The following is a 25063-nucleotide window of genomic DNA, read 5'->3' on the forward strand; positions in this document are numbered from 1 at the left end:
CGCACCGCGTAACTCTCTAGGAGCCCTCTCATGTTCGACTCCGTGCGCGACGACCTCCGCACCACCCTCGACGAGATCCGTGCCGCCGGCCTGCACAAGCCCGAGCGCGTCATCGGTACCCCACAGTCCGCGACCGTGAGCGTCACCGCCGGTGGCCGCCCCGGCGAGGTCCTCAACTTCTGCGCGAACAACTACCTCGGCCTCGCCGACCACCCCGAGGTCGTAGCCGCCGCCCACGAGGCTCTCGACCGCTGGGGCTACGGCATGGCGTCGGTGCGCTTCATCTGCGGTACGCAGGAGGTGCACAAGGAACTGGAGGCGCGGCTGTCCGCGTTCCTCGGCCAGGAGGACACGATCCTCTACTCCTCCTGCTTCGATGCCAACGGCGGTGTCTTCGAGACCCTGCTCGGCGCCGAGGACGCGGTCATCTCCGACGCCCTCAACCACGCCTCGATCATCGACGGCATCCGGCTCTCCAAGGCGCGCCGCCTCCGGTACGCCAACCGTGACATGGCCGACCTGGAAGCCCAGCTCAAGGAGGCCTCCGACGCCCGGCGCCGCCTGATCGTCACCGACGGCGTCTTCTCGATGGACGGCTATGTCGCGCCCCTGAAGGAGATCTGCGACCTCGCCGACCGCTACGACGCCATGGTCATGGTCGACGACTCGCACGCCGTCGGCTTCGTCGGCCCCGGCGGCCGCGGCACCCCCGAACTGCACGGCGTCATGGACCGCGTCGACATCATCACCGGCACCCTCGGCAAGGCGCTCGGCGGCGCCTCCGGCGGTTATGTCGCCGCCCGCGCCGAGATCGTCGCCCTGCTGCGCCAGCGCTCCCGCCCGTACCTCTTCTCGAACACGCTCGCCCCGGTGATCGCGGCGGCCTCCCTGAAGGTCCTGGACCTCCTGGAGTCGGCGGGCGACCTGCGCGAGCGGCTCGCCGAGAACACCGCGCTGTTCCGCTCCCGGATGACCGCGGAGGGCTTCGACATCCTCCCCGGCGACCACGCGATCGCCCCCGTCATGATCGGCGACGCGGCCGTCGCCGCACGTATGGCGGAGCTGCTCCTGGAGCGCGGTGTGTACGTGATCGGCTTCTCGTACCCGGTGGTCCCGCAGGGCCAGGCCCGGATCCGGGTCCAGCTGTCGGCCGCGCACTCGACGGACGACGTGAACCAGGCGGTGGACGCGTTCGTGGCCGCCCGCGCGGAGCTCGGCGGCTGAAAAGCATCGGCGACCTGAGAGAATCGGTCACATGATCGAAGCGCGGCGGCTCCACATCCTCCGTGCGGTGGCCGACCACCGCACGGTCACGGCGGCGGCCGCCGCGCTCTATCTCACCCCCTCGGCCGTCTCCCAGCAGCTGACCGCACTGGAACAGGAGACCGGTCACAGGCTCGTCGAGCGCGGTGCCAAGGGCGTACGACTGACTCCGGCCGGCGAGATCCTGCTCAGCCACACCAACGAGGTTCTGGCTCAACTGGAGCGCGCCGAGGCGGAGTTGGCGGCGTACAGCTCGGGCTCGGCGGGCACGGTCACCGTCGCCTCCTTCGCGACCGGCATTGGCCTGGTCGTGGCCCCCGCGCTGGCCCGCCTCTCCCGGACCGCGCCCGGTATCCACGTACGCGTCCAGGATGCCGAGGGCGATGCCAGCCTGCCGATGGTGCTCGACCGGCAGGTCGACATCGCGGTCGCCGTCGAGTACCGGGGCGCCCCCGACGCGGACGACCCGCGTCTCACCCCCGTACCCCTGTACGCCGAGCCCTTCGACGCGGTCGTCCCGGTCGGCCACCGTCTGGCCGACGCCGCCGAGGTGCCGCTCGCCGAGCTCGCCAAGGACCCGTGGATCGGCCCGTACCCCGGCAACCCCTGCCATGACGTGGTCGTCCTGGCCTGCGAGAACGCGGGATTCCAACCCCGCCTCGAACACTCCTCGGACGACTTCCGCGCCGTCGTCGCCCTCGCCTCGGCCGACGCGGGCGTGGCTCTGGTGCCCCGCTCGGCCCTGCGTGGCATGGACCTCACGGGCGTGCTCGTGCGCCCGGTCGACGGCGTGGCGCCCACGCGCCGGGTCTTCGCCGCCGTGCGCCGGGGCGCGGAGGGGCACCCGTTGATCCGCCCGGTGCTGGAGGCGCTGGCGAAGGCCGCGACCGTGGAGTGAGTGCGTTCGTTTCATATTCGGGATAACATCCCGAATATGGGAAGCGATGTTGAGGATGCCGTCGATGTCCGGCTCGGGGCCCGGCTGGCCGAGCTGCGGGCCGAACGGGGCTGGTCCCTGGGGGAGTTGGCGGAGCGCAGCGGGGTCAGCCGCTCGACCCTGTCCCGCGCCGAGCGCGCGGAGATCAGCCCCACGGCCTCCCTCCTGAACCGTCTGTGCGGTGTGTACGGGCGCACCATGTCGCAGCTGCTCAGCGAGGTGGAGGCGGAACCCGTCCCGGTGGTGCGGGCGGCCGACCAGACGGTCTGGGAGGACGGCGCCTCCGGATTCGTACGACGCTCGGTCTCCCCGCCGCACGCCGGGCTGCGCGGCGAGCTGGTCGAGGGGCGGCTCGCGGCCGGTGCCGACATCGCCTACGACCGGCCTCCCGTGCCCGGCCTGGAGCAGCACATCTGGGTCCTCGACGGGACGCTGGAGGTGACCGCGCAGGACGTCGAACACCGTCTTGCCGCCGGGGACTGTCTGCGGCTACGGGTGTGGGGGCCCACGCGCTTCCGGTGCCTGGGCCCCGAGGACGTGCGGTACGCGCTGGTGGTGGTGCTGCCGTGACCACCGTCTCCAGGCTCGACGCGGAACAACTGCGCACCGTGGTGGACGAGTTGGCCGAGCTGCTGATCGACACCGTGGACGGCGGGGCTTCGATCGGCTTCCTCGCCCCGCTCGACCGTGCGGCGGCAGTCGCCTGGTGGGAGGAGCGCGCCGCCGCCGTGTCGGCAGGCCGTCTCGCCGTGTGGGTGGCGCATGGCGCGGACCGGCTGCTCGGCACCGTCAGCCTCGCCTTCCCGGACAAGCCCAACAGCCGCCACCGCGCCGAGCTGGTGAAGCTGATGGTGCACCGGGACGGCCGCGGGCGGGGCCTCGGCCGTGCGCTCCTGACCACCGCCGAACACGGGGCCGCCGCGGCCGGAGTGACCCTCCTGCACCTGGACACCGAGACCGACAGCCCCGCCGAGTCCCTCTACCGTTCCGCGGGCTGGACCCGGCTCGGGGCGATACCCGACTACGCGGCGACGCCGACCGGCGTGCTGCGGCCGACGACGATCTTCTACAAGCGGGTGGGAGCGGCGGCTCTCGACGCATGAGAGCCGCCGCCCCCTTCTGCCCGCCACGGGCCCGCTACAGGCCCGCTAGAGAGGGGAGGTGAGGTGGCGCAGCTCCTTCACCAGGGGTGGCTGGGGGAGCGGGACGGCGCCGATCTCGGGGTGGAGGGGGCGGGTGATGTGTGGGTGGACGTGGTCGATGAGCGGCGGGTTCACCAAGGGGGCGGTGACGCGGTCGCCGCACATGTAGGTGGGTTCGAAGTGCTCGCGCACCAGTTGCGTACGCCAGTGGTCGGCGTCGTCGTACTCCCCGCTGTGGGCGTGTTCGAGGAACAGGCAGTACTCGGCGACCTGGTGGCCGACGCCGGCCGCGAAGCGCCACCAGAAGCGCGCTCCACTGCTGTCGCCCGCCACGTGCAGCAGGCAGGCGAAGACCAGGGCGCCGGTCTTGTCGGCGTGCTGGCTGTCGATGAACTCGCTCAGGTGGCGGTCGGCGTCCGGGCCGAACAGCACCAGGAGGCTGACGGCGTTCAGGTCCCACCAGGCGCGGTCGGCGTCCGGGGTGCGGTCGTCCTCCGGGGTGGTCCACACGGCCCGGGCGCGGGCCACGTCGGGGGTGCGCGGGCGGTGCCGGGCCGCCTGACGGCTGCGCAGGCGGGCTTCGGCGCGGGCGAGGTCGTAGTGGGCGTAACGATCCTGCGTGCGGGCCTTGGCCAATAGGTCGTCGATGGTGCGGTGGTCGGACGGCAGGGTGCTCATCAGGAGGTCTTCCCGTCGGAGTGCTCCGGGCAGCGGAGTTTGAGCAGGGTGGCGAGGCGCCTGCGTCCGGTACGGAGCTGGGAGCGGACGGTGGCTTCCTCGTTGCCCATCAGTACGGCGGCTTCGGCGGCCGTGAAACCTATGCCGTAGTAAAGAAGGATCGCGTCGCGCTGACGCTCGCTCAGGGCGCCGACGGCGACGTACAGGGCGATGGCGTCGGTGAGCGTGTCGTACGGGTCCTCGGCCGGGTCCGCGAGCGCGGCCTCGAAGGCGGCGATCTCCATCGGCTCCGGGCGGCGTCGGCGCTTGCGGTGCATGTCGATGATGCGGCGCTTGAGGATCGTCCACGCGTAGCCTTCCAGGTTCTCCATCCGCAGCATCTGCGGCCAGCGGTCCATGACCTGATCGAACGTCAGGTCAACGGCCTCTTCCGCGTCGGCGTCGGAGCCGAGCTGGAGATAGGCGTAGCGCATGTAGTCCTGGCGGCGCTGATGGTGAAAACCCCAGTACGCCATCTGTGTGGTGGGATCCCACTGGTCGATGGGCACCACCCGCGGCGCGCCGACGGCCCCGCCGGTCTCCTCCGGCCCGCCGTCGCCGTTCACGGCACGTCCCGTGTCGCCTCGGTGGAGCGGGACGGGGCGCGGGTGCCGGTGCCTGAGCCGGTGCCAGTGCCGGTCAGACCGATGATGCCGATCCGCACGCCGGCGGTCAGTAGTCGGCGACAGCTTCGGGCGACATCCGGGCCGAACACCCTCATGGCAAGCGCGATCTCGAACAACCACGCGGCAGCGTTCTGCTGCACGGGGTCCTCCCCTGTACCTGTGCTGTTTCCAGGTGCCCTGTCCCCACCCCGGCACCAGAGGCACCGTCCGCCTCCACCCATGAAGCGTCCGAGGTGGCCCGAACGTGCAGACGGGTATCGAAAAATATTACGGTCAGTGTCGATCCGATAGCAGTTAGTTCAATCATCGACCATGTGGGCGGCCAGGGCGAGAGGGGGCGCCCGGGCGGGGCGGCGGTCGTCCGTCGCCGTCGCCGTCGGTTGCGAAGCGACGTCGGACGAGGTCGTCTTGGTGTCGAGGAGGTCGTCCGGTGATTGTCGGTGCCATTGGCTACGGTTTCGTCTCATGCCGGATGCCCAAGACGTACGCCGTATCGCCCTCTCTCTGCCGGACACGACGGAGAAGATCGCCTGGAGCATGCCCACCTTCCGGGTCGCGGGGAAGATGTTCGCCACGCTGCCCGAGGAGGAGACCTCCATCGCGGTGCGCTGCCCCAAGGAGGAGCGTGACGAGCTCGTTCGGGCGGAGCCCGGGAAGTTCTGGATCGCCGACCACGAGGCCGTTTTCGCCTGGGTCAGGGTCCGGCTTGCGGCCCTGGAGGACGACGAGGAACTCCGCGACATCCTCGCCGACTCCTGGCGCCAGGCGGCCCCGCCCCGATTGCTTGAGTCCCACCCGGAGTTGGGACTTCCGGCGGCCGACTGAAATCCTCCCGTTGGTATTGCGCCGTGGCATGATCCGGAAGGAGTAGGCAGTGGGACGCTCGGCTCGCCGGGAAGCTGCGGGGGATCGGCCGAGGAGAGGCGCGGGCGGGATGTACGGAACGTCACCAGACGGGGAGCCGCCGCGGGCCGGGGTGTCGGCCGGTACGAACGCGAAACGCCGGAAGCCGGGCGGCACGGACACGCGCCGCCGCATGCCCGCCGGCGTGGGCACCCGACACGACCCGCCCGCCGCCGAGGCCCCGCCGGCCGAGTTTCCGCTGACCGAGCTTTCGGTGGCAGAGGTTCCACCGGCCGAAACCCTGGAGGCCGAGGCGCCGGGCGAGACGACCATCGAGGTGGCCTCGGCGTCCGAGGTGCCCGTGACGGCTGAGGTGCCCTGGGTGTCCGGGGTGCGTGCGGTGTCCGGGGTGGTCTCGACGGCCTCGGTGGCCTTGACGAACGGGGTGTCCCCGACGGCCGGGCCGCCGACGGCCTCCGAGGTGTCCTCGACGAGCGAGCTGCTCTCGGCCTCTGGCGTGTCCTCTGCGACCCAGATGTTTTCGGCCTCCGAGGTGCCCTCGATCACCGAGATGGCCCCGCCGGTCGCGTCAGGTGCCGTTGGCGGCTTCAGCGTGGGGAGGCGGTTCGGCGGTGTCGGGGGACGGGGCTCGGGGCGGTCCACCCGTTCGCGGGAGGCCGCGCAGCCCCGTGACGTGGCTGTCCTGGTCGGCCCCAGCTCCGTCTGGTCGCGGGACTTCGCGCTGTTCTTCGCGGCGCGGGCCCTCGCCCGGCTCGGCGACACGATGCTGCCGGTCGCGCTCGCCGCGGGACTGCTCCAGCACGGGTACGGGGTGGGGGCCGTCGGCCTGGCGATGGCCGCGTCGGCCGCCTCCTTCGCCGGGCTGGTGATCTTCGGCGGGGTCATCGCCGACCGCATCAGCACGCGCAAGCTGATGATCGGCGCCGACGTGGTGCGTCTGTTCACCCAGTCGATCGCCGCCGGGCTCTTCTTCACCGGTCACGTGGTTCTCTGGCAGATCTGCGCGATCGGCGCCGTCAACGGTGTGGCGGGCGCGGTCTTCCAGCCCGGTGTCGCCAGCACGGTGCTGCGGCTCGCCACCGATGTCCAGGGAGCCAACGGCGCGATCCGTATCGCCGAGTCCGCCGCCCAGCTCGCGGGCCCCGCCTTCGCCGGGCTGCTGGTCGCGTTCTACTCGGCCGGCGGGGTCTTCGCGGCCCACGCGGCCACGTACGCCCTGAGCGCCCTGTGCCTGCGTGTGCTCCGGCTGCCCCCCGCCGCGCCCGGCAGCCAGGCGCGCGGCAGCAGCTTCAAGGCCGATCTCGCGGTCGGCTGGCGAGAGTTCAGGTCCCGGGACTGGCTGTGGGGCGTCATCCTCATCTGGTGCGTCTACATGATCTCCATCTGGGGCCCGACCGTGCCCCTGGTGGCGACGGAGGTGGTCCAGAAGCACGGCCCGCGGGCCTACGGCCTGGTCAACTCGGCCCTGGGCGCCGGCACCGTCATCGGCGGCCTGATCGCGCTGCGGCTGCGCCCTCGCCATATGCTGCGGGCCGGTGCGATCGCCCTGTTCGGCTTCGCCTTCTTCCCGGCGTCCGTCGGGGCGGGGCTCGGTGTCCCGGCGATGTCGGCCGGCGCGGTGCTGGCCGGCGTGGGCATGTCCTTCTGGGGCGTGATGTGGTCGACCAGCGTGCAGACGCAGGTCGCCCCCGATGTCCTCAACCGCATCCATGCCTACGACGTCGCGGGTTCCCTGGCGATGATGCCCGTCGGCCAGGCCTTGGCGGGCCCGGCCGCGACGGCCCTCGGCGTGCACCACGTCCTCACGATCGCCGGTGTGATGACCCTGGTCGTCTCGACGGCCCTGCTCTCGGTGCCAGCCGTACGCAACCTTGAGCGCGTCGACCCGCCCGCACCGCTGCCCCGTACGACCGCGGCACTGTGCGAACCGGCGCGGCGGGACCGCCGCTGACCCGTGTGCCGGTGCGGCCGCGGGTGAGGGCGAGGGCGGATTCAAGGGTGCCGACGGCCCGGGGTGCGGAGGAAGTGGCCGATCCGCTCCCGCAGGGACCCCGCGTCGAGGCCGTGCGCGGCCAGGTGTTCGTCGACGGTCCCGTACCGGCGCGGCTCACGGCGGCCGACGCCGAGGCCCAGGACACGATGGGGCACGTCGGCGCGCGCGTCGCCCGCGGCGGCCGCGGACGGGCCGGCCGGATACGGCTGGACGAGGACGACATCGGTGCCCGCCGCCTCCGTGGCGTCGGCTCCGCATAAACGGGTGCGCGACCACCGGCCGGAGTGCGGTATTGTTTCGGTGCGCGTTCGGCCAGGGGAAACCCCAGGTCAAGCGGGCAACGGGACGTGGCGCAGCTTGGTAGCGCACTTGACTGGGGGTCAAGGGGTCGCAGGTTCAAATCCTGTCGTCCCGACTTTTCGAAGTCGCAGGTCAGGGGCCGTTTTGGAGAAATCCGAGACGGCCCCTCAACTGTTCTTGGGGACCAGTTGGGGACCAACTGCCTTGACCGCGTCAGCGGGCGACGACGATCGGGTTCGGAAGGGATCTCGGGGCGCGCAGCACACTGAGGTGGGCGGTGAGCGCCGCGCCTGCGGCCGTGATCTGGCGGACGTCGGGGTGTAGGTAGCGCTGCGTAGCGCAGTACGGCGGTGGAGATACGACCTCCGCGAGCACCGGTGAACATGCGGGTGTCCGGATCTCCTCGGTGATGGGGACCTGGCGGGCTCGCTTGCCCTTGGTCCCCTTGTCGACGAGGCCGCCGGGAGCGGGGGTGGTCTGGCGTCGGACTGTCCAGACCCCCGCTTCGGGCACCGGCACGTGCAGAGTTCCTTTCGCCGGGCCGCCGACACTCAGCCGTTGACCGCGATCCCCGGGTTCGGGAGGCGCCGCCTCACCCCTTCGGGTTGCAGTCGTAGAGGGAGAGGGTGCCGTCGGTGCGGCGGCCGTAGGCGGTGGGCCGGACGCGGGTGCAGTGGGACTTCACCCAGGTGGTGGCGGCAGAGGTGGGACGCTTCGTGGTGAGCAGCGCGTAGCGCAGCTGGTGGGTGGTGACGAGCGTGCCGAGCTGCCGGGCAGTCGGGTAGGGGGTGAGGCCGGTGAAGCCGCCCATGACGAGCATGGGCTCGGATTCCGCGCGCAGCAGGGGCTCGGCGGCGTAGGCGGCCTGGGTGGCGAGCAGGAATTTCTCGCCGTGGCGGCGCGCGGTGAGGTAACGGAGCAGGGTGGTGTCACGGGCGCTCGGCCGGTCGAGCCCCACCCTGGCGACGGCGCGGCGGTGCTGGAGGGCCTCGGAGTACGCGATGCCGACCGGACCGGCCGTCGGCGAGGTGGAGGCGCCCGCGTACAGCGGGTCGAGGCAGGAGAAGGCCCAGCCGGCCGGGACGACCAGCATGGCCGCGATCCCGGCGGCGAGGGCGCTGTGGACCATCCGCGGGGAGGTGCGGGGCCCACGGGTCCACAGGCCCACCGCGCCGCACACCGCGAGCATCGCGGCGAGCGGCAGCAGCCAGGAGAGGAAGCGGGTGGGCCAGTCGAGCACCAGCGCCCACACCGTCGTCAGCACGATCGCCGCCGGCAGCGCCACGCGCCGCCGGCCGCCCCCCTCGTACTCCGAGCGGAAGAGTTCGAGGCCGCCTCCGGCCAGCGCGGCGAGTGCTGGGGCGATGACAGCGGTGTAGTAGGGGTGGTTGCCGTTGGAGGCGCTGAACACCAGCGTGTGCACGACCAGCCAGCCGCCCCAGAGCAGAAATCCCGCGCGCAGCGGGTCGGTCCGCGGTTGCCCGGCGCGCCAGACGACGCCCAGCACCGCGGCGAGCACGGCGAGCGGCAGGAACCAGGCGACCTGGGGACCGATCGTGTGGTTGATCAGCATCGTCCAGCCGGTGTTGCCGGTCGTGCGGCTGGCGGTGGTTCCCGCTACGGCACCGAACGCGGTGGCGTCGCTGCTGAAGCGGCTCAGGCCGTTGTAGCCGAAGACCAGGGCGAACGGATTGTTGTTGGACGTTCCGTCGAGGTACGGGCGGTCGGCGGCCGGTGTCGCCCAGGCGAGCAGCACCCAGGAACAGGAGACCGCCAGGGCGACCGCACCGGCCGACAAGGACCGCAGGGTCCTCTTCAACGGCGTTCCGGGCGCGGCGAGTTGATGGACCAGGGCGAAGACCGGCAGCACCAGCCACGCCTGCAACATCTTGGCCTGGAAAGCGAGCCCGACCCAGATCCCGCAGGTGATCAGCGGCAGCAGCTGCCCGGTGCGCACCGCCTTCTGCAGCGCTCCGGCGGCCGCCACCAGCAGCAGAGTGAGCGCGGTGTCCGGGATGGTGGCCCGGGTGAGGGCCACGGTGACCGGCGTGAGAGTGAGCGCCAGCGCGGCGATCAGCGCGGCGAAAGGCCCGGCCCAGACCCGTACGATCCGGTGCAGCAGCCACACGGTGAGCACGCCCTCCACGACCTGCGGAAGCGCGGCCGCCCACGTGTGCGGGCCGAAGAGCCAGACGGAGACGGCTTCGGGCCAGAACGCGCCGGGGAGCTTGTCGATGGTGATCGAACCGCCGACGTCGAGCCCGCCGTAGAGGAAGGCGCGCCAGCTGCCGGCCATCGACCGTGTCGCCGCGCCGTAGTAGGGGTGGAGCGCGGCGTGCCCGATGCCCCAGGAGTACAGCACCAGGGCGGCGACCAGCACCGCGGCAAGCGCCGGGCGCTCCCAGCGCTGGACGGCTTCCGGTCGGCCGGAGCGACGGTCGTTCGCCCGTCGGCGTCGGCGCGTGCCGGTGGGCTGGGCGGCGGGGATGGTGGCCATGGCAGTGGTCCTCGGATCAGCGGACGGGTGAGGCGGCGGGTTCACAGGCGGCGGGCCGCCCTGAACCCGCGGGCGTAGAAGTCGGTGCCGTCCAGCAGCGAGCGGCCCGACAGGTCGCCCATGGTCGGGCCGTTGGCGGCGGAGCGGCTGGAGTAGAAGCGGTGCCGGCCCTGGTCGTCGAGGCCCAGGTACATGCCGCAGTGGTCGATGAAGCCCGGCCGGTCCTTGATGATGGCGAAGAAGACCAGGTCCCCTGGCTGCAGGACGCCCAGTTCGGTGGGCTGTTCGTGGGTGTCGGGGATCACCATGAGGCCGGGACCGTAGGCGGCGATGGCGAAGGCGCGGCGCGGCAGGCCGACGCCCTTGGTGTTGGTGTTGTGCAGGGGCAGACCCATGCGGTAGCCCCACACCAGGCGCTGGAAGCCGGAGCAGTCGACATCGCCGTAGCGGGCCTGCTCCGGCTGCGCGCGCGCGCCGTCCGAGAAGGTCCAGGGGGTGCCGAGATAGTCGTAGAAGTCGGACTGCTCATCGTGGTAGGCGAAGTCCAGGGGGCTGCTGACTCTCTGGTTGCGCGGGCCGAAGTGCGCGGTGCCCGCATAGCGCACGCCGGCGCCGTTGTGCTTGTCGGGCGCCCCGGCGCTGCTGTACTCGAACGCGACCGCGAAGACGTCCGGTCCGGTGTCGCCGAGCGCCTTGCCGAACCAGCCCTTGAACCAGGCGGACTTCTCCATGCCCTGCTGCCACGTGTGCGGCAGCACCCGCACCCAGGCGTTCGTGGTCACCGTGGCGCTGGTGGTCCGCGGCTCGCTGAAGCTGCGGGTGGGCCCGGCGAGCACGGCGGTACGGGCACCGTCGGTGAAGGTGGCGAGCGTGCCGCCGTCGGAGCCGCGGACGACGGTGCGGCCGGGGTCGGACAGCCGCTCGAAGGTGTGGCTCCCGGGCTGGGTGCTCACGCCGCTGCCGCTGCCACTGCTGCCACTGCTGCTGCTGCCGCTGTCGTGCCCGTGGCGGTTCCAGGCGTAACCGCCGACCACCCCGGCGGCCGCCACGCCCGCGACCGTCGCGAGCACGGCGCGGCGAGTCGGACGGTTGCGCCTGCCGAGGGGTTCAGAGTGCATGGCCGGTGCTCCTTGAGCTTGAGAGTGTGGGTTGAAGGGAGGTGGGCAGGTCAGGCGGTGGGCAGGGCACCGAGCAGCAGCCCGACGACCAGCACCACATACGTGGCCAGCGTCACCGCCGTGGTCGAGATGAGCGTGGCCCCCAGCGGCTGGCGGACCATCTGGTAGGAGACCAGGCCGGGGACGATGAAGCCGAGCGTCTGTGACGTGTACAGCAGCGGGAACTCGTGGTTGAGGGCGAGCATCACGGTGGTCTGCATGAGCACCGCGCACAGCACCACGGCGGCGAACAGCCGCTTGCCGTAGAGGATCACCGTGCGCTGCAGCAGTTTTGTCATGAAGTAGGTCAGCGCCGAGACACCGACCATCAGTCCCGCCATCTGCACGTCGGTGAGGAGCGTGAGGGCGATCCAGCCGGGGGTGATCATCCCCCCGGGCGAGAGGTTGGTGGTCAGGTAGCAGACGAGCGAGAAGACCAGCCCGAGGGCGATCCCGAGTGCGGCGGTCTGTGCGGTGAGGTGGGCGGGGATCACTAACGGTTCCTCGGAGACTGGTGGGGATCGTAAGAGTGGTGCAGGTCGTCTTCGGTTCGCTCGCCGTCGGGCCGGTCGTGGCGGGCGGCGAACCGGCGGGCGAGCTCGCGCTGCCCCGGGACGTGGAAGGAGTACGTCGGTGTCTCCAGCGGCGCCACCCAGCTGTACGGCTCGGGGGCGGGGGGCGGGGACAGCGCGATCTGCCGGGGCAGCGCGAACTGCATGGTCTCCTGGTCCAGGCCGTCGCCGGCGGGAACGGCGGCGAGCTCCTCCTCGGAGTCGTCCAGCGGCAGTTCGGCGAGGCATTCCAGGAACAGCTCGCCCTGGCCGTGGATGTTGCCGATCGCGACCAGCGAGGAGGAGGGGCCGAGTTCCGCGAGGATCGCCGCGGTCAGCTCCTCGGGGTCCCGGCGGTCGCCACCGAGATCCACCACCCGCCCGGTGAAGCCGGCCGGAATGGCGTCGCGGGCGCTCTTGGTCGGGTGGCCGATCAGGAAGACCGCCTCGGGGGCGAGGCCGGGGATGATCGTGCCCATCTGGCCGTTGCGTTCCACCCGGTCCGGGCGGCAGTTGATGATCACGTTGAGCGGCTGCCTGATCGCGCCCAGATCCTTCAGCTGCTTGACGTTCATCAGCGTCGACTCGGGGTCGTTGGCCGCGAAGACGTTGGCGAAGCGCAGCCGCTTGCCCTCGGGCGTGACGTAGCGCTCCACCGACAGCACGCCCGGGTCGGGGGGTGCGTCCCACATGCCCTGCAACGCGGTCTGCCGTTCCACACCGAGCAGTTCGGCGACGGCGAGCGCGATCGCCACGTTCTCCTTGAAGGTGAACCAGCTGAAGCCGCGCAGTTCGGCGTCGCTCACCAACTCCGGATCGACGGAGACCAGACGGCAGTTCCGCTTGTCGGCCTCCTCCTGGAGGATGTGCAGACGGTCCTTCTCCGCCGTCACACACACCCCGCCGACCGGCATCGAGCGGGAGAGCGAGCGGGCCACGTCGTCCAACGTCGGCCCCATCTCCTCCAGGTGGTCCTCGCGGACGTTGCACAGGACGCCGATGGTGGAGCGGATCAGCTTCTCCTGGTTGATCTCCTGCAGTGCGGGCATCACCGCCATGCACTCGATCACCAGCGCGTGCGGACGGTAGGTCGCCGCCCGCCGTACGATGCCGATCTGCTCGACGATGTTGGACAGCCCGAACTTGCGGTAGATCGGCTCCTCGGTGGCGTCCGGATGGATGAACCGGGCCGCGGTGCCGGTGGTCTTGGCCACCGTGACCAGGCCGCCGCCGCGCAGCGCGCCCGCGCACAGCCGGGTGATCGAGCTCTTGCCGCGGATGCCGTTGACCAGCACCCGCGTCGGTATCTGGTTCAGCGAGTCGAAGTGCCGCCTCTGTTCCAGGATTCCGGCGACCCACAGTGCGGCGCAGCACAGCAGGACTATGACATAAAGGAAGAGCACGCCGAATCCGTTCTTCTACCGCTGGAGTGTGTTCTCGGGCCACGACAGGAAGGGGTCGGCGGTCTGTCCGGATCTGTCCGCCCGGCCGCGTTCCGCCAGGGCCTGGCGCATCAGCTCCAGGCTGCGGGTGACCGAGCCGATCTCGTCGTGGTTGACCGGGTGCAGCACGGTACGGCGGTCCCCGCCCGCGAGCTTCTCGACGAGCAGGGCGACCGCTCGCAGCGGCCGGAACACCACGACGTGCAGCCAGCCCAGGCAGGCCGCGCCGAACGCGAGGCCCAGGATCCCGGCGAGCATGGTGCGCTGCTGGGCCTGCACCGCGGGGAGCCGGAGCGCCGCCGCGGGCTCCGCGGTCACCACGCGCCAGCCGAGGTGTGCTGTCGGGCCGTTCTGTGCCAGCGGCGCGGCGGCGTCGACCGAGGGGCCGGAGGACGAGGAGAGCACCGTCGAGGTCGCGGTGCCCGCGGTGCCGGGGGCGCTCTGGGCGGCGCGGGCGAGGCGGGTCAGGCTGGGGTCGGGCAGCGACTGGAAGGCGCGGTAGCCCACGCTCGCCGCCAGCACCTTGCAGTCGGCGTCCGTCACCCAGACGCTGCCCAGATTGGGCCTGGCCAGGGTGGAGTTGAGCGTTTTCACGTCGATCTCGCCGAAGAGGACCACCCCGGCCGCCGGGGCCTCGCCCTTGACCGCCCGGACCTGGGCGTAGGAGGCGATGGCCGGTACCCGGCCCGAGGTGTTGACGGTGGTGACCCCGCCGCCGTCGGGTACGTGGACGAGGGTGCGCAACGGTGTGTCTCCGACCCGAAGGGTGATGGCGCCGGAGCGGTCCAGGAGGTACAGCGAGCGGTACTGCTTGTGCGCGGCGAGAGCGTGCCGCAGATCCTGGGTCTGGGCGGCCCGGCTCTTGCCCGGCAGGCTTGCGGCCACGTCGCTCAGTTCGGCGTACGACTGGCCGAGCGACTGCCGGACACGGTTCGCCGCGAGCTCGGCGCGCGTCTGCTGGTTGGCGATGACCGGTGTCGGAACCGCGGTCGCGGTGTCCGCCCGGTTCAGCATGAAGATCATCGGCACCGCCCAGCCGGCCACCAGCACCAGGCTGAGTGCGGCCAGCGCCCGGTAGCCCGGTCCGCGGCGTGCCGGGAACTCCTGCGGGCCGCTCTCGCCGAGCAGTTGCCGACGCAGCGACTCCAACGCCCGTCCGATCCGGGCCAGTTCCCCGAAGCCGTGTACCGGGACGGGCCGGGCGAGCTCCGCCGCCGCGGCCGGGCCGCCCTCGGTCGCGCCCCGGGCCAGGCGGCCGGCGGACAGGTACAGCCGCAGCAGCGGGCGCTGCACGAGGAAGTTCAGCACCAGCCCGAGCAGCAGCGCGATACCGGCCAGCGCCCCCGCGGTTTCGAGCGCGAAGCCCGAGTAGTCGGCGGCGGCGGTCGAGGCGGGCACCGCGCGGGAGGTGAGCACCACCAGGCCGAGGCCGTCGGTGTCGCCCGGACCGGTCGTCGAGGCGACCTGGGCCCAGCCGGCCACCGTGGGCCGAGCGCCCGTGGCGGCGCCCAGCAGGCTTCCGGAGGCGTCGGCGCCCCGCCCCGATGCGCTCACCGCGCGGGCCGCCGTCATGGGCAGACCGCTGTCGGCCGCGGCCGGCGACGCCGCGCCGCGGGACGTGGTGACGAGCGCCTTGCCGCTCGCGTCCAGCACTTCGGCGGTGCGCCCGTCCCCGTACGTCGTGAGGGCGGGGAGCGCCGCGGAGACCACCAGCAGCCACTGCCGCTCGGTCCCGCTCGGGACCTGGTTCTGGTCCTGGTTGGCGTCCACCTTCTGCGCGGGCAGCGTGACCCTGGCGAAGTACAGCAGCTGCCGCGTCCCGTCCGAGGTCACCAGCCGGGGCGGGATCGAGCCGTGCCCGGACGTCCTCCTGGCGGCGTCCACCCCGGCCAGTGCCACCGACCCGCCACCGGACGCCAGCAGTTTGCCGGTGTGCGCGTCGAGCAGAGCGCTGCCGAGGTCCGCCTTGTTCGCGGCAGTCAGCGCCTTGAGCGCGCTCGCGGGTGTCGATGTGCTCGTCGCGGTGTAGGCGTCGGCCGTACGGCGTACCGTGCTCGCCTCGACGTCGATCGTGGTACGCACCGACAGCGCGGTGTCCGAAGCGATCTGCTGCTCCGAGTCCAGCACGGCCGGCGGCACATGCTCGGAATGGACATCGCCGAGGCCGGTGACGGTCAGGGCGGCGACCACGAGAAGCAGCAGGACGAGCAGGACGATCGGCGGGCGCACACCGCCGAGCAGCGGCATGTCGGCGCGGCGGCGGACTCGGTGTCGGCGCGGCGCCCGGGACTCGGTGGGCAGGGCAGCGGTTCCTCTCTCAATGGGCGCCTAGCGCAAAGAAGTTCGATGGGGTGAACGATCACTCTAGTGTCACGCGATCACATCTCCATCACATATTCGTACCGCTGTCGTACGAGTGCGGTGTTTTCCCGGCCGCATCGAAGGGCGGACCCCGCTCAACGGAGCCCGCCCTTGGAACGCCGGGTCAGCGGACGAAGGAGATCTCCGAGTAATTCTTGTTGGGCCCGTCGAGCAGGGTGCTGTGCTGGTGGCGCAATTCCTGGTCGAAGAAGGCGGCGAGGTAGACGCGCTGGACCGCGATCGCGCGGTTCGGGTCGATCGTGCCGTACTGCTGCTGGAGCTGGGTCTGGGAGAGCCCGAGCAGGCTCGCCTCCTGCTGCACCATCCACTCGTTGTCGCTGAACGAGAGGTGCGCCGCGCCGTGGAGCTGGACGTCGACCCGGTACCCCGTGAGGTGCGACCACAGGGTGCGCCACGAGCTGTCGGTGTTGCGGTTGTGGGTGCCGGAGCTGAAGAGCATGAAGGGGCGGTCCAGGTTCTTGCTCGGCGCCGAGCCGAAGAACTGTCCGTCCAGGTTGGCGCCGGCGGCGATGCGGTGGTCGAGCTGCATGGCGGTGTCGACCGCTGCGCCGCCCAGCGACCAGCCGAACATGCCGATATGGGACATGTCCACGGCCTTCGACAGACCGGTGGGGAGCGTGGCGTGGCCGGCGTCCGGGTTGCCGCCCTTGCTCAGCGTGCCGAGCTGGTCGATGACGAACTTGATGTCGGCCGCGCGCACGTTGAGCGTGTCGGAGGAGTGCGCGCCGGCCGGCATGGTGTTGACCTCGACCCGGTTCCCCGGGAACTGCACCTCGTTGGCGTCGTGGGTGTGATCGACGGTGACGACGAGGTAGCCGCGGCTGGCGAGGTCCTGGACGAGCGCGGTGCCCATCGCGCGGTCGGAGTGCAGCCCGGTCGAGTACAGCAGGACGGGCAGCTTGCCCAGCTGGGTGTCCACCGGGGCGAGGACGTGGCCCGCGGTCGTCGGCAGGGTCACCTGCTGCGGCGTCAGGCCGCGCGAGGCGAGGAAGTCGGCACCCGAGATCGACGGCATCCACGGCGCCTGGTAGTGCCCGGAGGGGGAGGAGGTCGGGTACCAGAGCGAGACCATCAGCTCGCGAGGCTTCTGGCCGGGCACGTACGGGTCCGTACGCGACTTGTCGACCAGGTGCAGGCCGACCATGCCCACGCTGTAGCGTCCGGTCGGCGCGGGAAGGCTGAGGTTGAGCGCGGACGAGCGCAGGGCGTTGGGCGAGACGGCCGCAGGGTGGATGGTCTTGTACTGCCCTGTCACCTCGTCGTTCTCGGGTGCCCAGGGCGTCGTCAGGTCGGGCGAGGCCTTGGTGGCCGTGGGCTTGCCGGGTGTCGTCCCGGCGGCCATCGCCGGCGTCATCCCCGCACCCAAGGCGACTGCGATCGCACTGGCTGTGCTGACCGCTCTGGCGATCACTTTTTGACGATTGCGCGGGCGGCGGTGTCTCATGGAACCCCTCGTGGGTCAGTGATCGCGGAACAAGCGATCGACTGTCGCACACCGTACCGTCGTTGCGGGGCCGACAGATCCGCGCACCCTTCTCGATGGCGCGCTCGATGGGGCGGATGGCAAGTCCCGCCCTTCGTCTGCAAACACGGGTCGGGAGCCTGACCGGTGGCAGTGTCCTCTCAGCCTTTTTGCGAACGCGACTTCACGAGAAGTCCGGCGAACAGCGCTGCACGGCGTACGGAGTGGGATCGAATCCCTGCCGGGGCCTATCGTCGTCGTGGGCCGTGGTCAGCCTCGCCGCGCCGAGGGCCGGCCCATTTGCTTGCCGGCAGCCTGGTCCGGTGTTCGACGCATGGAGTAGTTTCCGGTGCCGAGTTCCCGGTACGACCCCCAGGTCTGGGTCGTGGCTTCGCCGGAACTGTCGGCCCGAGGGGTTGCGCACACGCGGTGTCGAAGGGCTGAAGACGGTCACTGAGGTCGCCCAACGGATGACGTCGGCGACGTGCCGGGCGTCGACGACAGCCGGCTGCGCGGGGGATGGCGCTCAAGGCATTTGTCAGATTCTGCACGTACCGACCCCTGGTGATGCTCGTCAGCGTGCTGAGCCCGGCGCGGCCCGTCGTCGCCGTCTTCCGATCCCAGCGCCTGCGTGCTCGGTCATGCGGGCGGTGAAAGCCGTGCGGTGAGCATCGGCTACCTCCTGAGGGCGCCGTCGGTAGTCACCGGCGCGGCCGCATGCCTCTGGCCGGGCTCGCCGTCGTTGTGGCGGGTCGCCGCGGAGCGCAGTGGGCCGACAACCCTGGCTGTTTTTCGCTGATGAGCACAGGGTGGGAACCTGACGCCAATGACGCATGCGAACACCGGACACAGCACGCGCAACGTCGGGCCGCCGGCCGGGAAAACGCTTGGACTCCCCGGGCGCCGTCGCGGGACACTGCGATTCCTGGCCTGCCCGCACTCGCGCGTTGGCGTCGTCGCGAGCTGCGCGGGGCCCCGTCGTCGTGCCCCGCATGTCGGAGGACGACCCGAGCAAGCGCACTCACTCGAAACCGAAACTCCGCACGGCCGCTGAGGCAACGGTAGCTCCCCGGAGAAGCACGCGGCAGGACGCCGCACGACAACACAGGGTTGGGATGGGATCGCCTGAATCGCGCGAGGTTCCACCGCGCAAGGGCTCGGTGCTCCTCGCACTTCGTTATTACGGACGGGAGTTGGCCCGGCGCCGGCGGCTGACGGCGCCCGCGATGCTGCTGCCGGCGCTGGGTAACATCGGCATCAACTACATCGCACCGCTGATCGTCGCGAAGCTCGTCGGCCGGATCGCCGGCGACACCGGAATCGCCATCGGCTCGACGCTGCCCTACGTTCTCGGCTTCGCCGGCGTCCTGTTGCTCGCGGAGATGATGTGGCGCATCGGCCTGCACTGCCTGAACCGCCTGGACGCCCTCGGCATCGAGCACCTGTACGTCATCGGCATGGACGAGCTGTTCGCCAAGGACGCCGCGTTCTTCCACGACAACTTCGCCGGGTCACTGACCAAGCGGGTCCTGAGTTTCGCCTCCCGCTTCGAGGAGTTCGTCGACACGATGACGTTCCAGGTCGTGGGCAGCTTCGTGCCGCTGGTGTTCGGGTCGGTCGTGCTGTGGAGCTACGAACCGCTGCTCGTCGTCGGACTCCTGGCGATGATCGCGCTGACGGCGCTGTGTGTGATGCCCCTCATCCGTCGCCGCCAGGCGCTCGTCGATCAGCGCGAGGAGGCGATCGCCCGGGTGTCGGGCCACGTCGCCGACAGCCTGATGAACATGGACACGGTCCGGGCGTTCGCCGCCGAGAAGCGCGAGGCCGCCGAGCACCGGTCCCGCGTCGCGGCGTCGCGGCGGCTCATGCTCAGGTCGTGGGACTACGGCAACCTGCGCATCGACACGCTGGTCGCGCCGATGTCCGTGCTGACCAACGCGCTGGGCCTGCTGCTCGCGGTCGCGCTCGGCAGGGGCAGTCACGGCGTCGAAGCGGTCGTGGTCGCGTTCACGTACTACAGCAACGCGACGCGGATCATGTTCGAGTTCAACCAGATCTACCGCCGCCTGGAGAGCTCGATGACGGAGGCCGCGCAGTTCACCGAACTGCTGCTGAAGCCGCCGACCGTGCTCGACCCCGAGTCGCCGGAATCGCTGCAGTCCCGCGCCGCCGACGTCCGCTTCGAGCAGGTGACCTTCGCCCACGCGGGCGCGCAGCCGCTCTTCGAGGGACTCGACCTGGCTGTGCCCAGCGGGGCGAAGATCGGTCTCGTCGGCCGGTCCGGAGGGGGTAAGACCACGCTCGCCCGGCTGCTGCTGCGGATGACGGACATCGACGCGGGCCGGATCCTGATCGGGGGGCAGGACATCAGCAGGCTGCGCCAGACCGACCTGCGCAGCCTGATGGCCTACGTGCCGCAGGACCCGGCGATGTTCCACCGCACGCTGCGGGACAACATCGCCTTCGCCCGGCCGGACGCCACCGACGCCGAGATCCGCCGCGCCGCCGAGGCGGCACACGTCACGGAGTTCGCCGACGCGCTGCCGGACGGCTTCGACACCATGGTGGGCGAGCGTGGTGTCAAGCTGTCCGGCGGACAGCGCCAGCGGGTCGCACTCGCCCGGGCGATCCTGCGCGACGCGCCGATCCTGCTGCTGGACGAGGCGACCAGCGCTCTGGACTCCGAGAGCGAGATCCTCGTCCAGGAGGCGCTGTGGCGGCTCATGGAGGGGCGGACGGCGCTCGTCGTGGCACACCGACTGAGTACGGTGGCCACCATGGACCGGCTCGTCGTCCTCGACCGCGGACGTATCGTCGAGCAGGGCACGCATCAGGAGCTGCTCGCGTCGGAGGGCGCCTACGCGAAGCTGTGGCAGCACCAGTCGGGCGGTTTCCTCGACGACAGCCACTCGCCGGCCGACCTGCACTGAACACGAGCTCGGTGGGTGGCGGGTGCCACGGCGCCCGTTCGCCCCAGGGCATGCTCAGAAGTGCGAACGGTACTCCGGGCAGGTCGGGGTAGGGCCAGGTGCGCCGCACGAGCACCTCTTGGATCTCGTACCCGGCCAGTTCCACTTGTTCGAACCGCGTCGTGTCCGTCATCCCCCAGCGCAGGCCCACCCCCACGGCAGCGTGCCCGACCGGGGATCGCGCCGACTCTGGACCGAGGCCTGTGTCAGGACAGGCGGCCCACATGGGCCAGGGCCTGCTTGAGGAGGGCTCCGTGTCCGCCCGGCATCTCGTCGAGGACCACGGGCGAGGAGGCCTCCTCCGGGCTGAACCAGACCAGGTCGAGGGCGTCCTGCCGGGGGCGGCAGTCGCCGGTCACCGGGACGATGTAGGCGAGCGACACCGCATGCTGGCGGGGGTCGTGGAACGGAGTGACCCCCACCGTCGGGAAGTACTCGGCGACGGTGAAGGGCTGCAGGGAGGTCGGGATACGGGGGAGTGCCACCGGGCCGAGGTCCTTCTCCAGGTTGCGCAGAAGGGCGTCCCGGACCCGCTCGTGGTGCAGCACCCGACCGGAGACGAGGGTACGGCTGACCGTTCCGTCCGGCCCGATACGCAGCAGCAGTCCGATGCTGGTGACTTCGCCGTTGTCGTCGACGCGCACCGGCACGGCCTCGACGTACAGGATCGGCATACGTGCGCGCGCGAGTTCGAGTTCGTCGGGAGTCAGCCAACCCGGCGTGGTCTCGGTCATGTCAGACATTGGGTGATCATACTTTCAACCCCTCCGGATCCGCGCGTGACACCGGGGCACACGCGGATCGGTGCGGGAGCGGCACGGATCAGTACGGGAGCAGTCGTCCCGATGGCGTCCTGCGGTCGATCTTCACCTCGCGCCCGGCGGTCGGCCGGCGGCTGGGACGGATGCGGATCTGGCGGTTCATGGCGCCCTCCTCGGACTCGTACGACCAGCTTCCACGCCCACCCGATCGAGCGCGTCGTGCTCACGGAGGCACCTGCCCCTCCCCTTGAGGAGCAGGTGCGGGATCCGGTCGTACAACCAGGGAAGGATGTCGCCCCCTGGGGGTATGGCCCGGTGCGTCGCCGTGTACTACGGGGTTATCCCCGCTTCGCCTTCGCGTACTCCGTCGCCATGCCTCCGGCGAAGTCGTACACCACGAACTGTTCGTCGCCGACGACCCAGGCGTCGTGTCCGGGCGGGCAGACGAAGACATCGCCGGGTCCGATCTCGCTCTCGGCGCCGTCGTCCATGCGCAGGCGCATCCGTCCCTGTACGACGAAGCCATTGTGGTGGATCTCGCAGCTCTCCGTACCCGCGATCGGTTTGACGGACTCGGACCAGCGCCAGCCCGGCTCGAAGGTTCCCACGGCGAAGTCGAGGCCGGTGAGGTGGACGGCTTCGAGGTGGCCGCGAGGGAAATCGCGCCGCTCATCAGGCTTGTCGACCGTCTTGACCTCCATCATGACGGCTGCCTCCAATCTGGCCGTACACACCCCCCTCCACCCCATCGTCTGCCTGTCCACTCGGCGCCGCCATCCGAGTGAACGGCCCCTCACGTGCACCCCGCGTGAACCTCCCATATGCGCCCCGCGTGAACGCCGCAGAGGGATAACCCTCGATTGCCCTCGGCGCGAATGACATGTCTCTGTCAAGCTGCCATTCTTCTTCCTCCACCTGTCGGACAGGCCGTATCCGGCCTCCCCAGGGGCCCCGCACCGCACTGCTCAGCTCGTCCCGGTCAGCACATCCCGTCTGCCCGGGTCTGTCACCGGCCGTCGACGCTCGGCCGCAGCAGTAGGAGTACGAGTGAGACGAATCCCCCGTCAGGCGGCCGCAGCCGGAGCACTGGCGGCCACCGCCGCGTTCCTGGCCGTCGGCATACAGACGGTCCCCGCGGCCGCCAAGCCTGCCGCCCCCCACCCCAGTCCGCTGCGCACCGGAGGCCTGGAGGCCAAGCTCACCCCGGCCCAGCACTCGGCCCTGCTGAAGAGCGCGGCACAGAAGACCACGGCGACCGCCGGCACCCTGGGCCTCGGGGCCAAGGAGAAGCTGGTCGTCAAGGACGTCGTCAAGGACCAGGACGGCACGCTCCACACCCGCTACGAGCGCACCTACGCCGGCCTGCCGGTGCTGGGCGGCGACGTGATCGTGCACACCCCGCCGGCCTCCCTCGCCGCCGGTACGGTGAGCAGCACCTTCAACAACAAGCGGACCATCAAGGTCGCCTCCACCACCGCGACCTTCACCAAGTCCGCCGCCGCGAGCAAGGCGCTGAAGGCCGCCAAGTCCCTCTCCGCCGAGAAGCCCACCACCGACAGCGCCCGCAAGGTGATCTGGGCCGGCAGCGGCACCCCGAAGCTCGCCTGGGAGACCGTGATCGGCGGCTTCCAGGACGACGGCACCCCGAGCCAGCTGCACGTCATCACGGACGCCACCACCGGCCAGGAGCTCTACCGTTTCCAGGGCATCAAGACCGGCACGGGCAACACCCAGTACAGCGGAACGGTCACGCTGAACACCACGCTGTCCGGTTCGACGTACCAGCTGTACGACACCACGCGCGGCGGCCACAAGACGTACAGCCTCAACAACGGCACGTCGGGCACGGGCACGCTGATGACCGACTCCGACGACACGTGGGGCACCGGATCCGGCTCGGACACCCAGACCGCCGGCGCGGACGCCGCCTACGGCGCCCAGGAGACCTGGGACTTCTACAAGAACACGTTCGGCCGCAGCGGCATCAAGAACGACGGCGTCGCCGCCTACTCGCGCGTCCACTACAGCTCGGCGTACGTCAACGCCTTCTGGGACGACAGCTGCTTCTGCATGACCTACGGCGACGGCTCGGGCAGCACCCACGCGCTCACCTCGCTCGACGTGGCCGGGCACGAGATGAGCCACGGTGTCACCTCCAACACCGCCGGCCTGGACTACAGCGGTGAGTCCGGCGGTCTGAACGAGGCGACCTCCGACATCTTCGGCACCGGCGTGGAGTTCTACGCCAACAACTCCTCCGACCCCGGTGACTACCTCATCGGCGAGAAGATCGACATCAACGGCGACGGCACGCCGCTGCGTTACATGGACAAGCCGAGCAAGGACGGCGGCTCCGCGGACAGTTGGTACTCCGGCGTCGGCAACCTGGACGTCCACTACTCCTCGGGCCCGGCGAACCACATGTTCTACCTGCTCTCCGAGGGCAGCGGCACCAAGGTCATCAACGGCGTCACGTACAACAGCACGACCTCCGACGGGGTCGCCGTCGCGGGCATCGGCCGGGACGCGGCCCTGCAGATCTGGTACAAGGCGCTGACGTCGTACATGACGTCCAGCACCGACTACGCCGGAGCCCGCACCGCCGCCCTGAACGCGGCCACCGCCCTGTACGGCGCGAGCTCCACCCAGTACGCGGGGGTCGCGAACGCCTTCGCGGGCATCAACGTCGGCAGCCATGTCACCCCGCCGTCGAGCGGAGTGACCGTCACCAACCCGGGCAGCCAGTCCTCCACCGTCGGTACCGCGGTGAGCCTGCAGGTCTCGGCCAGCAGCACCAACACCGGCTCGCTGAGCTACGCCGCGACCGGGCTGCCCACCGGCCTGTCGATCAACAGCTCCACCGGGGCGATCACCGGGACCCCGACCACCGCCGGGACCTACAGCACCACGGTCACCGTCACCGACAGCACCGGAGCCACCGGCACCGCGTCCTTCACCTGGACCGTCAGCTCCTCCGGCGGTGGCGGCACCTGCACCTCGGCACAGCTGCTCGGCAACCCCGGCTTCGAGTCCGGCAACACCACCTGGACCGCGACCAGCGGCGTGATCACCAACTCCAGCAGCCAGGCGGCGCACGCCGGTTCGTACATGGCTTGGATGGACGGCTACGGTTCGACCCACACCGACACGCTCTCCCAGTCGGTGACGATCCCGTCCGGCTGCAAGGCCAGCTTCACCTTCTATCTGCACATCGACACCGCGGAGACGACCACCAGCACCGCGTACGACACGTTGACGGTCACCGCAGGTACGACCACGCTGGCGACGTACTCCAACCTCAACGCGGCCACGGGGTACACGCAGAAGACCTTCGATCTGTCCTCGTTCGCCGGTACCACCGTCGCCCTGAAGTTCAGCGGTGTCGAGGACTCCTCGCTCCAGACCAGCTTCGTCGTCGACGACACCGCGGTGACGACCAGCTGACCGGCACCGCCTGACGCCTCCCCGGCATCAACTGCGACGTGGGCCACCCTCCTGGGTGACCCACGTCGCAGCACTGTGTTCCGGGTCAGGCAGTCCCCGATGGTCACCGGGCCGCCGGCGGCCACCGATGGTCACCAGGCCGCCGGCGGCCGGCGGTGGCCACCCGCGTACGCCGGTACGCGACCCGCGCCCCCACCCCGTATTCCTGGCACCGTCCGTGCCGCAGCCGTCGAGGAATTTGGCGCGATCGGCCCGCGCGTGGCTGGTGCGGGTGTGATTTCGGCGTCCTGTTGGGGTGCCCTCACTCATGGCGTGACGTTTCCGCAGACGTGAGGGGCCGCATGAGCCCGCATGAATTGTGTAGCACGGGGGAGGGGGTCCCGGAACATGATCCTCCGTTTTCCATGCGGATGAGTGGTAGGCATTCCCTCTGGTTTGTTGGCGGGTTGACTCGGAAAAGAACCTTCGCGACGGGTAGGGGATAGACCGTGCGAATGTTCCGATTCGCACCCAGGAATCAATCTCGGGGCCATGAATCACAGGGAATTGCTAGACC

At 70.6% G+C, this 25063-nt stretch carries 19 protein-coding genes, 1 tRNA gene and 2 pseudogenes; 9 read left to right on the plus strand and 13 right to left on the minus strand.

The features are described 5' to 3' along the window. Positions 1-30 precede the first annotated feature (30 nt). The 4 genes from OG747_RS40275 to OG747_RS40290 are packed head-to-tail and all read left to right on the plus strand — an operon-like array spanning position 31 to position 3303. Positions 31-1224: a glycine C-acetyltransferase gene (locus tag OG747_RS40275; protein ID WP_405884285.1), complete on the plus strand. Its 1194-nt coding sequence runs from the start codon at positions 31-33 to the stop codon at positions 1222-1224. 31 nt (positions 1225-1255) lie between these two features. Next, positions 1256-2161 carry a LysR substrate-binding domain-containing protein gene (locus OG747_RS40280; RefSeq protein WP_405884286.1) on the plus strand — a complete coding sequence of 302 codons (906 nt, stop codon included), beginning with the start codon at positions 1256-1258 and terminating at the stop codon, positions 2159-2161. Between the two features lie 36 nt (positions 2162-2197). Further along, on the plus strand, positions 2198-2770 hold the full coding sequence (locus tag OG747_RS40285) for a helix-turn-helix domain-containing protein (RefSeq protein ID WP_405884287.1): 573 nt from the start codon (positions 2198-2200) through the stop codon (positions 2768-2770). Then, entirely contained in the window at positions 2767-3303 is a 537-nt protein-coding gene (locus OG747_RS40290) for a GNAT family N-acetyltransferase (RefSeq protein ID WP_405884288.1), read from the plus strand. The genes OG747_RS40285 and OG747_RS40290 overlap by 4 nt, the downstream gene beginning before the upstream one ends. Before the next feature lie 45 nt (positions 3304-3348). On the opposite strand, the gene OG747_RS40295 is transcribed toward OG747_RS40290, so the two are convergent. The 3 genes from OG747_RS40295 to OG747_RS40305 are packed head-to-tail and all read right to left on the minus strand — an operon-like array spanning position 3349 to position 4825. After that, positions 3349-4020, minus strand: coding sequence for a hypothetical protein (locus OG747_RS40295; protein WP_405884289.1), 672 nt, complete (start codon positions 4018-4020; stop codon positions 3349-3351). Beyond that, complete coding sequence (locus tag OG747_RS40300; protein WP_405884290.1) at positions 4020-4625, minus strand: RNA polymerase sigma factor; 606 nt, start codon at positions 4623-4625, stop codon at positions 4020-4022. The genes OG747_RS40295 and OG747_RS40300 overlap by 1 nt, the downstream gene beginning before the upstream one ends. Further along, positions 4622-4825 (minus strand): hypothetical protein, encoded by a 204-nt coding sequence (locus OG747_RS40305; RefSeq protein ID WP_405884291.1) that lies wholly within the window; start codon positions 4823-4825, stop codon positions 4622-4624. The genes OG747_RS40300 and OG747_RS40305 overlap by 4 nt, the downstream gene beginning before the upstream one ends. A gap of 325 nt (positions 4826-5150) precedes the next feature. Here OG747_RS40305 and OG747_RS40310 point away from each other — a divergent pair, with 325 nt between their 5' ends. Continuing rightward, positions 5151-5510, plus strand: coding sequence for an MmcQ/YjbR family DNA-binding protein (locus OG747_RS40310; RefSeq protein ID WP_405884292.1), 360 nt, complete (start codon positions 5151-5153; stop codon positions 5508-5510). 589 nt (positions 5511-6099) lie between these two features. Then, positions 6100-7500, plus strand: a complete 1401-nt coding sequence (locus OG747_RS40315; RefSeq protein WP_405885961.1) for an MFS transporter — start codon at positions 6100-6102, stop codon at positions 7498-7500. Between the two features lie 41 nt (positions 7501-7541). Here the strand turns inward: OG747_RS40315 and OG747_RS40320 are convergent. Beyond that, a pseudogene (locus tag OG747_RS40320) lies at positions 7542-7787 on the minus strand (transketolase); the annotation flags it as partial. A 96-nt stretch (positions 7788-7883) separates the two neighbouring features. On the opposite strand from OG747_RS40320, the gene OG747_RS40325 reads away from it, so the two are divergent. Next, positions 7884-7957, plus strand: a tRNA-Pro gene (locus OG747_RS40325). Between the two features lie 98 nt (positions 7958-8055). Here OG747_RS40325 and OG747_RS40330 read toward each other — a convergent pair. The 7 genes and pseudogenes from OG747_RS40330 to OG747_RS40360 all read right to left on the minus strand — a co-directional run. After that, positions 8056-8340 (minus strand): annotated as a pseudogene (locus OG747_RS40330) (site-specific integrase); the annotation flags it as partial. 94 nt (positions 8341-8434) lie between these two features. After that, a complete protein-coding gene (locus OG747_RS40335; RefSeq protein WP_405884293.1) occupies positions 8435-10339 on the minus strand; it encodes an ArnT family glycosyltransferase in 1905 nt (634 codons plus the stop codon). Between the two features lie 41 nt (positions 10340-10380). Next, positions 10381-11457, minus strand: coding sequence for an NlpC/P60 family protein (locus OG747_RS40340; protein ID WP_405884294.1), 1077 nt, complete (start codon positions 11455-11457; stop codon positions 10381-10383). Between the two features lie 50 nt (positions 11458-11507). Beyond that, on the minus strand, positions 11508-11990 hold the full coding sequence (locus OG747_RS40345) for a poly-gamma-glutamate biosynthesis protein PgsC/CapC (protein WP_405884295.1): 483 nt from the start codon (positions 11988-11990) through the stop codon (positions 11508-11510). Then, positions 11990-13450: a poly-gamma-glutamate synthase PgsB gene (gene pgsB / locus OG747_RS40350; protein WP_405884296.1), complete on the minus strand. Its 1461-nt coding sequence runs from the start codon at positions 13448-13450 to the stop codon at positions 11990-11992. The genes OG747_RS40345 and pgsB overlap by 1 nt, the downstream gene beginning before the upstream one ends. A 15-nt stretch (positions 13451-13465) precedes the next feature. Further along, positions 13466-15736 carry a HAMP domain-containing protein gene (locus OG747_RS40355; protein ID WP_405884298.1) on the minus strand — a complete coding sequence of 757 codons (2271 nt, stop codon included), beginning with the start codon at positions 15734-15736 and terminating at the stop codon, positions 13466-13468. Positions 15737-15974: 238 nt separating this feature from the next. Next, positions 15975-17225, minus strand: coding sequence for an alpha/beta hydrolase family protein (locus OG747_RS40360; RefSeq protein WP_405884299.1), 1251 nt, complete (start codon positions 17223-17225; stop codon positions 15975-15977). A 1223-nt stretch (positions 17226-18448) separates the two neighbouring features. On the opposite strand from OG747_RS40360, the gene OG747_RS40365 reads away from it, so the two are divergent. After that, positions 18449-20263, plus strand: coding sequence for an ABC transporter ATP-binding protein (locus tag OG747_RS40365; protein WP_405884300.1), 1815 nt, complete (start codon positions 18449-18451; stop codon positions 20261-20263). Positions 20264-20508: 245 nt separating this feature from the next. Here OG747_RS40365 and OG747_RS40370 read toward each other — a convergent pair whose 3' ends face one another. Together OG747_RS40370 and OG747_RS40375 are read right to left on the minus strand one after the other, a co-directional pair. Further along, positions 20509-21036, minus strand: coding sequence for an NUDIX hydrolase family protein (locus tag OG747_RS40370; RefSeq protein ID WP_405885963.1), 528 nt, complete (start codon positions 21034-21036; stop codon positions 20509-20511). A 365-nt stretch (positions 21037-21401) separates the two neighbouring features. Beyond that, positions 21402-21767 carry a cupin domain-containing protein gene (locus OG747_RS40375; RefSeq protein WP_405884301.1) on the minus strand — a complete coding sequence of 122 codons (366 nt, stop codon included), beginning with the start codon at positions 21765-21767 and terminating at the stop codon, positions 21402-21404. A gap of 343 nt (positions 21768-22110) precedes the next feature. On the opposite strand from OG747_RS40375, the gene OG747_RS40380 reads away from it, so the two are divergent. Beyond that, positions 22111-24507 carry a M4 family metallopeptidase gene (locus tag OG747_RS40380; RefSeq protein WP_405884302.1) on the plus strand — a complete coding sequence of 799 codons (2397 nt, stop codon included), beginning with the start codon at positions 22111-22113 and terminating at the stop codon, positions 24505-24507. Positions 24508-25063: the final 556 nt, after the last annotated feature.

It is taken from the genome of Streptomyces sp. NBC_01384 (assembly GCF_045040035.1).
Taxonomy (GTDB): domain Bacteria; phylum Actinomycetota; class Actinomycetes; order Streptomycetales; family Streptomycetaceae; genus Streptomyces.